The organism is Streptomyces sp. NRRL WC-3742, assembly GCF_000720635.1.
GTDB lineage: Bacteria > Actinomycetota > Actinomycetes > Streptomycetales > Streptomycetaceae > Kitasatospora.
Map to the genome: position 1 here is coordinate 21,796 of NZ_JOCF01000073.1, position 9,965 is coordinate 31,760.

The 9,965-nt window shown below is 71.8% G+C and carries 9 protein-coding genes; 3 read left to right on the forward strand and 6 right to left on the reverse strand.

What is annotated here, in order from left to right; genetic code table 11:
• The first annotated feature begins 31 nt into the window (after positions 1-31).
• The 3 genes from IH61_RS0132180 (at position 32) to IH61_RS43440 (ending at position 4,909) form a co-directional block, all read left to right on the forward strand.
• On the forward strand, positions 32-2,170 hold the full coding sequence (locus tag IH61_RS0132180; protein WP_078911562.1) for an MMPL family transporter: 2,139 nt from the start codon (positions 32-34) through the stop codon (positions 2,168-2,170).
• A 161-nt stretch (positions 2,171-2,331) separates the two neighbouring features.
• Positions 2,332-4,287, forward strand: a complete 1,956-nt coding sequence (locus tag IH61_RS0132185; RefSeq protein WP_031076375.1) for an ABC1 kinase family protein — start codon at positions 2,332-2,334, stop codon at positions 4,285-4,287.
• Positions 4,288-4,339: 52 nt separating this feature from the next.
• Positions 4,340-4,909, forward strand: a complete 570-nt coding sequence (locus IH61_RS43440; protein ID WP_031076377.1) for a DUF3995 domain-containing protein — start codon at positions 4,340-4,342, stop codon at positions 4,907-4,909.
• Here the strand turns inward: IH61_RS43440 and IH61_RS0132195 are convergent.
• From IH61_RS0132195 to IH61_RS0132220, 6 genes are all read right to left on the reverse strand, one after another.
• A complete protein-coding gene (locus IH61_RS0132195) occupies positions 4,882-5,223 on the reverse strand; it encodes a TipAS antibiotic-recognition domain-containing protein (RefSeq protein ID WP_031076379.1) in 342 nt (113 codons plus the stop codon). The genes IH61_RS43440 and IH61_RS0132195 overlap by 28 nt on opposite strands.
• A gap of 120 nt (positions 5,224-5,343) precedes the next feature.
• Positions 5,344-6,606 (reverse strand): cytochrome P450, encoded by a 1,263-nt coding sequence (locus IH61_RS0132200; protein WP_078911563.1) that lies wholly within the window; start codon positions 6,604-6,606, stop codon positions 5,344-5,346.
• Positions 6,603-7,175 (reverse strand): hypothetical protein, encoded by a 573-nt coding sequence (locus IH61_RS0132205; protein ID WP_051838450.1) that lies wholly within the window; start codon positions 7,173-7,175, stop codon positions 6,603-6,605. The genes IH61_RS0132200 and IH61_RS0132205 overlap by 4 nt, the downstream gene beginning before the upstream one ends.
• A gap of 31 nt (positions 7,176-7,206) precedes the next feature.
• Positions 7,207-8,067 carry a tryptophan 2,3-dioxygenase gene (locus tag IH61_RS0132210; RefSeq protein WP_051838451.1) on the reverse strand — a complete coding sequence of 287 codons (861 nt, stop codon included), beginning with the start codon at positions 8,065-8,067 and terminating at the stop codon, positions 7,207-7,209.
• Between the two features lie 32 nt (positions 8,068-8,099).
• Positions 8,100-8,888: an ABC transporter permease gene (locus tag IH61_RS0132215; protein WP_031076387.1), complete on the reverse strand. Its 789-nt coding sequence runs from the start codon at positions 8,886-8,888 to the stop codon at positions 8,100-8,102.
• Positions 8,885-9,937, reverse strand: coding sequence for a daunorubicin resistance protein DrrA family ABC transporter ATP-binding protein (locus IH61_RS0132220; protein WP_031076389.1), 1,053 nt, complete (start codon positions 9,935-9,937; stop codon positions 8,885-8,887). The genes IH61_RS0132215 and IH61_RS0132220 overlap by 4 nt, the downstream gene beginning before the upstream one ends.
• Between the last annotated feature and the right edge of the window lie 28 nt (positions 9,938-9,965).

Consider the following 9,965-nt stretch of genomic DNA (forward strand, 5'->3'; position numbering starts at 1 on the left):
GGATCGCCGACCGAAAAGGATGGAGTGTCAATTGTTCGCGCGGATCGGACGGTTAGCCGTTGGTCGCCCCTGGCTCGTGATCGCCGTGTGGCTGATCGCCGCGATAGCCCTGGCGGTGGCGGCCCCGGCCCTCAAGTCGACCAGTGACCAGGCGGAGTTCCTGCCCTCGCACTACGAGTCGGTCCAGGTCTCGAAGATCGAGCAGCAGTCGTTCCCCCAGCACGAGCAGCCGGCCGCCGTCATCGTCTTCCAGCGCACCGACGGCGCCCCACTGGGCGCGGGCGACAAGGAGGACGTGGCGAAGGTCGCGGCCGCCCTGCAGGGCAAGGGCTACGAGAAGGTCAGGAAGGTGGAGGCTTCCCCCGAGGCCGTCTCGCCGGACGGCCGGATCGCACTGGCCGACATCGTCGCCACCACCAAGGACGCGTACGACGAGAAGCTGAGCGAGAACGTCAAGTCGCTGCGCGCGGACGCGAAGTCGCTGGTCGCCGGGACGTCGCTGAAGTTCGGGGTGACGGGCCAGGCGGCCTCCGCCCTGGACTCCAAGGAGTCCTCGGGCGACACCGACGCGATGATCATGATGGCCACGCTGCTGCTGATCGTCGTCCTGCTCGGCGCCATCTTCCGCAGCCCGCTGATCGCCGTGCTGCCGGTCGTGATGATCATGGTGGTCTTCATGGTCGCCTCCGGACTGATCTCCACCCTCGCCGAGGTGGCCGGGCTCCAGGCCGACAACTCCGTCTCCACCATCATGATCGTGGTGCTGTTCGGCGTCGGCACCGACTACCTGCTCTTCCTGCTGTTCCGCTACCGGGAGTTCCTGCGGGCCGGGCAGGAGCCGCGCGAGGCGATGGCCCAGGCCGTCGCACGCGTCGGCGAGACCATCACCTCCGCCGCGGGCGCCGTCATCGTCGCCTTCCTCGCGCTCACCCTCTCCACCATGGGCATGCTGCGCGCCATGGGCCCGGCGCTGGCGATCTCCGTCGGTGTCAGCCTGCTCGCCGCGCTCACCCTGGTGCCCGCCGTGTTCGCGCTGCTCGGCCGGGCCGCCTTCTGGCCGTCCAAGGCGTGGCGCCGTGAGCCGAAGAACGCGCTGGCGGGCAAGGTCGGCGCGCTCACCGCCCGCCGCCCCGCCCTGGTGGCCGGCGTCTCCGGCGGGCTGCTGGTGGTACTGGCGCTCGGCGCGCTCGGCTTCAAGGCCGAGTTCGACACCGGCAGTTCGCTGCCCAAGAACCTCGAGTCCGTCCAGGCCATGAAGGACCTCCAGAACGGCTTCTCCGCCGGGCAGACGGATCCCAGCACCGTCTACCTGCGCAGCACCACCGGCGGCAAGCTCGACCCGGGCGCCCTGGACGGCTTCCGCCGCACGCTCACCGGCGTCGAGGGCGTCGACCAGGTCTCCACCGCCGTGCCCAACCCGGACGGCACCGTCGCCCAGTTCAGCGTGATCCTCAAGTACAACCCCGTCACCGAGCAGGCCATCGACCTCGTCGACGGCACACTGCGCGACACCGCCCACCGCGGGGCCCCGCAGGGCACCCAGGCGCTGGTCGGCGGCACCACCGCCGTCCTGGCCGATGTGCGCGACGCCGTCGACCACGACTACACGGTGGTCTTCCCCGTGGCCGGCATCGCCATCATGCTCATCCTCGGGCTGCTGCTGCGCAGCGCCGTCGCCCCCTGGTACCTGATGCTCTCCGTGGGCCTCGGCTTCACCGCCACCCTCGGCGCCACCGTCTGGCTGTTCCAGAGCGTCAAGGGCGAACACGGCCTGCTGTTCACCCTGCCGGTCATCGTCTACCTGTTCGTGGTGGCGATCGGCACCGACTACAACATCCTGATGGTCGCCCGGCTGCGCGAGGAGGTCGGCCACGGCCGCGACCCCCGTGAGGCCGTCCGCCTGGCCGTCGCCCAGTCCGCGCCGACCATGGCCTCCGCCGCCGTCATCCTCGCCGGGACCTTCGGCGTGCTGATGCTCGCCGGGAACTCCATGCTCCAGCAGATGGGCTTCGCCGTCGCCTTCGGCATCCTGCTGACCGCCTTCGTGATGGCCCTGTTCCTGGTGCCCGCCGTCACCGCCCTGCTCGGCCGCCGCGCCTGGTGGCCCGGGCGCGGCGCCACCCCGGAGCAGCCGCCCGTGGCGCAACCCCGGTACGAGACCGTCGGCTGACGGTCCGAAGACCGACCCCCGATGGCCCGTCCGGTGAATGATGGGGCATCGGGGGCGGCACCACGTGGGGTGTCCACTCCCCTGCCCAGAGCCCGCCCGACGCACGAAAGGAGGCGCGGCCCCCACCCGCCACCACACCGGGAGCGGGCCGCCCGCCACTCATGCAACTCGCCCTGTTCCTGGTCGTGTCCTTCGTCATCCTCCTCGCCACCATCGCCGTCCTCTCCGCCGGCGCCCGCCGCCTGCTCGGCCTCCGGATAGGCCGCACCCGCGCGCTGCTGGCCGGACTGGCCGGACTCGGCGCGGCGGCGCTGATCGGCCAGGCCATGGGCGACGCCCGCAAGAGCGCCCTGTTCACCGTCCAGATCAGCTGCGCCGTGTTCGTCTCCATGGCCTTCCTCGCCCTCGCCGAGGTCGTGCTGCCCAGCGGCAAGATCTCCGGCGTGGTGCGCTGGCCGCAGGCCATCCGCCGCCGCCTCGCCCGCACCCACCGCTACACCGAGCTCAGCCGCATCGCGGTGCGCCACGGGCTCGGCCGCTGGCTGCGCGGGCGCAGCCGGGCCGCCGGGCCCCAGGCTTCGGCCGAGCGGGCGCAGTTGGCGCTCTCGCTGCGCCTGGCGCTGGAGGAGGCCGGGGCGACCTTCGTCAAGATGGGCCAGCTGCTCTCCACCCGCTACGACCTGCTGCCGCCCGAGTTCGTCGAGGAACTGACCCGGCTGCAGCACCAGGTCGCCCCCGAGCCCTGGGCCGAGATCGAGCAGGTGCTCACCGATGAACTGGGCCGCGCGCCCTCCGAGGTGTTCGCCGCCTTCGACCGGGAACCCCTGGCCGCCGGCTCCATCGCCCAGGTGCACGGCGCCGAACTCCACTCCGGCGAACGGGTGGTGGTCAAGGTGCAGCGGCCGGGCGCCAAGGCCACCGTCGAGCGCGACCTCGACATCCTCTTCCGGATCTGCCGCAAACTCGACGAGCACACCGAGTGGGGCCGCACCGTCGGCGCCATGGAACTCGCCGAGGGCTTCGCCCGCTCCCTGCACGAGGAGCTGGACTTCCGCGTCGAGGCCCGCAACACGGCCGCCGTCCGCGCCGGGGCCGAGAGTTCGACCGCCACCGCCCACGTGCGGCTGTCCGAGGTGCACGAGGAGTACTCCTCCCAGCGGGTGCTGGTCCTCGCCTGGATGGACGGGGTCACCCTCGGCTCCGCCGGGAGCGCCCTGCCCAGCGACGCCACCGAACGGGACGCGCTGGCCCAGCAGTTGCTGGAGTGCATGCTCGAACAGATCATGCTCGGCGGGGTGTTCCACGCCGACCCGCACCCCGGCAACATCATGCTGCTCGACGACGGCTCGCTGGGCCTGCTCGACTTCGGCTCGGTCGGCCGCGTCGACCGGATGCTTCGCGCCTCGCTGCGCAACCTGCTGCTCGCCATCCACCGCAGCGACCCGGTCGCCCTGTGCGACGCGCTGCTCGAACTCGTCGACCGCGCCGAGGAGATCGACGAGGCCAAACTGGAACGGGCCCTCGGCCGGTTCATGGCCCGCCACCTCACCCCCGGCGTCAAGCCCGACCGCGAGATGTTCGCCGACCTCTTCCTCCTGGTCGCCCGGCACGGCCTCAGCTGCCCGCCCGAGATCGCCGCCGCCTTCCGCGCCCTGGCCACCCTCGAGGGCTCGATGGAGCTCCTGGTGCCCGGGTTCGACATCATCACCCAGGCCAAGGGCTTCGCCAAGACCCAGCTCCAGCGCAAGCTCACCCCGAAGTCCCTCGGCGAGACCGTCGTCGAGGAGGCCCTCGCCCTGGCGCCGATGCTGCGCCGGATGCCGCGGCGGCTGGAGCGGATCACCAACTCGCTGGAACACGGCCGGCTCGGCGTCCAGGTGCGGTTCCTGGCCGACGAGCGCGACCGCCGCTTCATCCGCACCCTCGTGCACGAGGTGCTGCTCACCTTCCTCGGCGGGACGCTCGGCCTGATCGGGGTGCTGCTGCTGCGCACCTCGGGCGGGCCGATGCTGGGGCAGTCGCTCCAGCTGTTCCAGGTGCTCGGCTACAACCTGCTGCTGGTCAGCAGCGTGATGGTGCTCCGGGTGGTGTTCGCCATCTTCCGGGCCCAGCGCTGACGGACCGTCAGTTACTACAACCCCCCTTCCCCGTCTGATTCCTGGAGTACCGATGACCACAGTCGACCAGACCGCCGAAGCCGGCCGCCCGTCCACCTGGGCCGCCCACGCCACCGCCCTGTGGGCCCTCGTGTTCGGCGTCTTCCACCTCTACTGGGCGCTGGGCGGGCACGTCGGCCTCGGCGACGGCGACAACATCGACCTGTCGTTCAACAACGTCGGGTTCCTGGTCTACGACCTGGTGGTGGTCGGGATGTGCGCCTGGGGCGCGGTCGTCTCCCTGGCGTTGGTCCGCCCGGTGTGGCGCGAGCGCACCCTCGTCACGGTCGGCCGCGTCGGCGCGGCCGTGCGGGTGGTGCCGGGCTGGAGGGAGGCCGCGCCGCTGTGGACCCTGACGGTCAGCGCCTGGATCGGCGCCGTGCTGCTGCTCGTGCGCGGGGTGCTCGGCACCCTGCCGCCGAGCGTCACCGGGCAGACCAACGAGAAGGTGTACGGCGTGGCGAACCCCTCGGACTACACGGTCTGGTCGATCCGCATCGTCGAGGGGTTCTTCCTGCTCGGCGGCGTGCTCTTCGCGCTGATGCTCTTCCAGTACTACCGGGGGCTGCGCGCGCGGGCGTAGCACTCCACGGCCTCGGTGACGAACGCCGCCAGGCCCGGGCGGTGGGCCTCGAAGCGGGCCCGCGAGTCCGGGTAGGCGGCGTAGAAGCGGCCCAGTTCGACGTAGTCGTCGTGGCTGACCGGCCAGTACGTCGCCATCCAGGCGTAGTGGTCGGCGAACACCGCGATCGTGCGCGGGTCGTCCGGGGCCGCGTCGGCGGAGGCGAGCTCGATCAGGCCGGTGATGGTCCGCTGCCAGGCGGCCATGATGGCCTGCTGGTCCTCCTCGGAGAACTCCTGCTCCTCGGCTGTGGAGTTCATCTCGGCGGCGCTCATCTCGGTGGTCCTCCCCGTTTGGTGTTCCTGCTCGTTGACGTGTGTGTGGACGGCGGCCGGTGCCCTCTCCCCGAGGGCCCGGCCGCCGTTGCGTGCGGGTGGTTCGGTCCTGCGTGCGGCTCAGCCCTGCGGGTGGAAGGTCACCGGCGCGGTGCTGTAGCCGAAGAGGAAGTTGGAGTAGACGCGCTCGGCGGGGCCGGCCTGCTCGATCGAGGCGACCTGCTCGCGCAGCCCGTCCAGGACGGCCTTCAGCTCCTCGCGGCCGAGGAAGGCGCCCAGGCAGAAGTGCGGGCCGTAGCCGAAGGTGACGTGCTTGTTGGGGGTGCGGGCGAGGTCGAAGACCTGCGGGTTCTCGAAGACCGTCCCGTCGAAGTTGGCGGAGGTGTTCCAGAGGGTGACGATGTCCCCCGCGGCGATGCGCCGGCCGTCGATCTCCTGGTCCACCAGGGCGCGCCGGCCGAAGTGCATGGCCGGGGTCGTCCAGCGCAGGATCTCCTCCGCGGTGGTCTCCAGGCCGACCCGGCCCTCCTTGAACGCCCGCCACTGGTCCGGGTGCTGGACGAAGGCGAGGACCGCGCCGATGGAGGCCATCCGGCTGGACTCGTCGCCGCCCAGGATGAGGCTGTAGCAGTTGAAGATGATCTCCTCCTCGCTCAGCGGGACGCCGTCGACGTCCCCGGTGGCGAGGGCACTGATCACGTCGTCGCCGGGGTTGCGGCGGCGGGCGCGGGCGAGGTCGGAGAAGTAGAGCAGGATCTCGTTGCGGGCCAGCCACGCCTCCTCGGCGGTGCCGTCCGCGCTGTCGGCGCTGAGGACCTGCTTGTTCCAGTCCAGCAGCCGCTGGCGGTCCTGCGGGGGCACGGCCATCAGGTCGCAGATCGTCCCCATCGGGATGTGCTCGGCGACCTCGGCGGCGTAGTCGAAGGTGCCCTTGGCGATCGCCCGGGTCAGCAGGTCGGTGGTGCGCAGCCGGACCTGCTCGACCACGTGCTTGAGGGCGCGCGGCGAGAAGGAGCGCAGCATCAGGTTGCGGATGGCCCGGTGGCGGGCGCCGTCGGTGACGGCGAGCATCTTGCCGCCGGCCGAGTCGCCGCCCTGGAGGAGGGTGGAGAGCACGTTGCCGCGCTCGGAGGTGAAGCGCTGGTTGTCCTTGTAGACGGCCATCACGTCCCGGTACCTGGTCAGTGCCCAGAAGGCGGGCAGCTGCGCGGTGGCGGCGTGGTGGTGGACGGGGCTCTCGGTGCGGAAGCGCTGCCAGAGGGCGAACAGGTCGGTGCCGACGAAGGTCCGCGGGTCGGTCAGGTCGACGGAGGACAGGTCGACGGACGTCAGGTCGACGGAGGTGGGGTCGGGGGCGAGGTCGGTACTGCTGAGGACTGTCATGTCACGTCTTTCCGAAGTGAGGGGCTGTCCGGGTGCTGCGCGCGCTCGCGCTCCAGTCGGCGGCGGGCGGCGCGCAGCCACTCCTGGCGGATCAGGCCGCTGGGGACCCGGATCATCAGCCAGTACCGCTGGAAGCGGCGCCGGGTGGCCGCGTCGGTGCTCAGCACCCTGGTCTCGGTGGAGAGTTCGCCGTCCGCATAGTGGAAGTTGAAGGCCACCTTGTAGTGGCCGCTCCCGTCGAAGTCCCGGAAGGCGGCGCCCGGTTCGGCGCCGAGCTCGGCGACTCCGCTGCCGCCGGAGGAGCGGGCGGCGGCGCCGATGACCAGCTCGTCCGGGGAGCGGTGCAGCACGCTGAAGCCGCCGGAGACCATGGCCTCCAGGAACGGGCGCCCGGACTCGGCCCGTTTGGCGCCCAGCGTGCCGAACAGCATGATCGTGTGGAACACCGGGACGTCGCGCCAGCGGACGGCCTCGACGGCCGCGATCACCTCCGGCGCCGGCGCCTCGCCGACGGCCACCCGGTGACGCTCACGCTGGTCCCATACCGGCAGCAGTCGGTCCAACTCCACGGTCCCGCTCCTGTTCTGTCGTTGCGAACGGCTAGGAGGCGGCCGCGCCGTAGCCGAGCGGGCAGGTGCCGGCCGGGGCGGCGCTGTCGACCAGGACGTCGTGCACCCCGGTGCGGGCCTCGTGCAGCTCCGGGAAGAACCACTTCTCCAGCGTCCTGCGCAGGAAGTCCGCGCCCTCGCTGCCGCCGGTGCCCGGGCGGGAGCTGAGCGCGCGCACCACCAGCAGCCAGTGCCGGTAGCGCCACTGGTGGAAGGCGGCGTCGTACTCCAGCAGGTCCTCGGCCAGCATGCGCAGCTCGTCGGGGGCCAGGCCGGGGACGAACAGCTCCTCGGCGCTGAGCCCGTTGCGGGCCAGCAGTGCGGTGAAGGCGTCCCGCAGCGAGGGCTCCTCGAAGCGGCGGGCGAGGCGCTCGCGCTCCTCGGTGGTGGAGCCCGGCAGCAGCAGGTAGCGGCGCTCGCGCAGGCCGGAGATCATCTCCAGCTCGCGGAACTGCACCGACTGGAAGCCGCTGGACTCCCCCAGCGCGCCGCGGAACTCGTTGAAGCCCTCGGGGGTCATGGTGCCCAGCACGTCCATCTGGGCGACCCAGAGGCGGACCATCTCGCGCACCCGGCGCAGGCACCATCGGGCCTGGCCCGTGCGGCCCTCGTCCATCAGGGCCCGCACCTGCTCCAACTCGTGCAGCGCGCAGGCGAACCAGAGCTCGAACGCCTGGTGCGTGACGATGAAGAGCAGTTCGTCGTGCGCATCGCTGCGCGGGTGCTGGAGCTCCAGCAGGGCCGGGACCTCCAGGTAGCTGCCGTAGTTGAGCGGGGTCTCCGATCCGGCCGTGGCGCCGCTCGCCAGGTCGGGCATCGGCTCGGTCATCATCTCGGTCATCAGTTCGGTCATCGGTCATCCCCTCGAAGTTCTCGGGTTGTCGATCAACGGGCGACGGCGGTGCGGTACCTGCGGACGGCCAGCGGCGCCACCAGGGCGAACAGCGCGGCCATCCAGACCAGGCTCAGCACCACCGGGTGCTGGACGGGGAACGAGTCGCTCGCGGCGGCCTGCGGGTTGCCCCACAGGTCGCGGCAGGCGCCGACCACGGCGCTCAGCGGGTTCCACTCGGCCGCGACGGCCAGCCAGTGCGGCAGGCCCGTCAGCGGGATGTAGGCGTTGGACAGGAACATCACGGGCATCAGCAGCACGGAGGGCACCGAGGAGGCCGTCTCGGCGTTGCCGGTCATCAGGCCGATCAGGGCGCCGATCCAGGCCATCACGAAGCCGAAGAGCAGCAGCAGGCCGAAGCCGGCCAGCACCGACAGCACCCCGGTGTGGGTGCGCCAGCCGATCAGCAGGCCCACCACGGCCATCGCCGCGCAGCTGAGCCCGCGCAGCACGGTGTCCCCCACCGTCCGGCCGAAGAGCACGGCCCCGCCGGACATCGGCAGCGAACGGAAGCGGTCGGTCAGGCCGTTGCGCAGGTCCTCGACGGCGCCGACGGCCGTGTTGGGCACCGCCGTCATCACACCCTGGGTGAAGATCCCGGCCATGATGAACTCGTGGTAGCCGCCCCCGGGGACGTTGATCACGCTGCCGAACAGCACGCCGAACAGCAGCACGAAGACCATCGGCAGCAGGATCGCGCTGACGAGCTTGCCGGGCATCCGGACCAGGTGCCGCAGGTGCCGCTCGACGCAGACCGTGCCGTCGACCAGTGCGCCGCTCATGCCAGGCTCCGTTCCTTGAGGTCCTCGCGCGCGGCGAGGAGCGGTTGGGGGGTGTCGTCCGCGACGGGCCCGGGCTTCGCGGCCGCGCCCTGGCCGGTGGGGTTCTGGCCGGTGGGGTTCTGGCCGGTGAGGTTGAGGAACACCTCGTCCAGCGACGGGCGGCGCAGTGCGAAGTCCACGACCTCGATCCCGCGCCGTCCCAACTCCGCTGCGGCGGCGGCCAGATCGGCCGTCCCGGCGGAGAGCCGGACGGAGGCGCAGCGCCCGTCCTCGGAGAGCGCGGGATCCTCCCCGTGCAGGGCGGTCAGCACCGCCATGGCGGCGGGCAGCTGCGCCGGGTCGGCCGGGCGGACCTCGAGGCGTTCGCCGCCGACCTTGCGCTTGAGCTCGTCGGAGGTGCCCTCGGCGATCACCCGGCCGGAGTCCACCACCACGATGCGGTCGGCGAGTTGGTCGGCCTCCTCGAGGTACTGGGTGGTGAGCAGGATGGTGACGCCGGCGGCGACCTGCTCGCGGATCATCGCCCACAGGGCGAGCCGGCTGGCCGGGTCGAGGCCCGTGGTGGGCTCGTCCAGGAAGAGCACGGCCGGGTCGGCGACCAGGCTGGCGGCCAGGTCGAGCCGGCGGCGCATGCCGCCGGAGTAGGTGCCGGAGCGCCGGTCGCCGGCCTCGGCCAGTTCGAAGCGCTCCAGCAGTTCGGTGGCCCGCCGGTTGGCGGCGCGGCGGGTGAGCCGCTGCAGCATGCCGACCATGCGCAGGTTCTCCCGGCCGCTCAACTGCTCGTCCACGGCGGCGTACTGGCCGGTGAGGCCGATGCTGCGCTGGACGTCGCGGCGCTGGGTGCGCACGTCGTAGCCGGCCACCTCGGCGGTGCCCTCGTCGGCGTCCAGGAGGGTGGCGAGGATGCGGACGGTGGTGGTCTTGCCCGCCCCGTTGGGGCCGAGCACGCCGAGGACGGTGCCCTTGGGGACGGTCAGGTCGACCCCGTTCAGCGCCTGGTGGTCGCCGTACCGCTTGCGCAGGCCCGCGGCCCTGATCGCTGTCTCCATGAGTCTCAACTCCAGTCGTTGGTCGGAA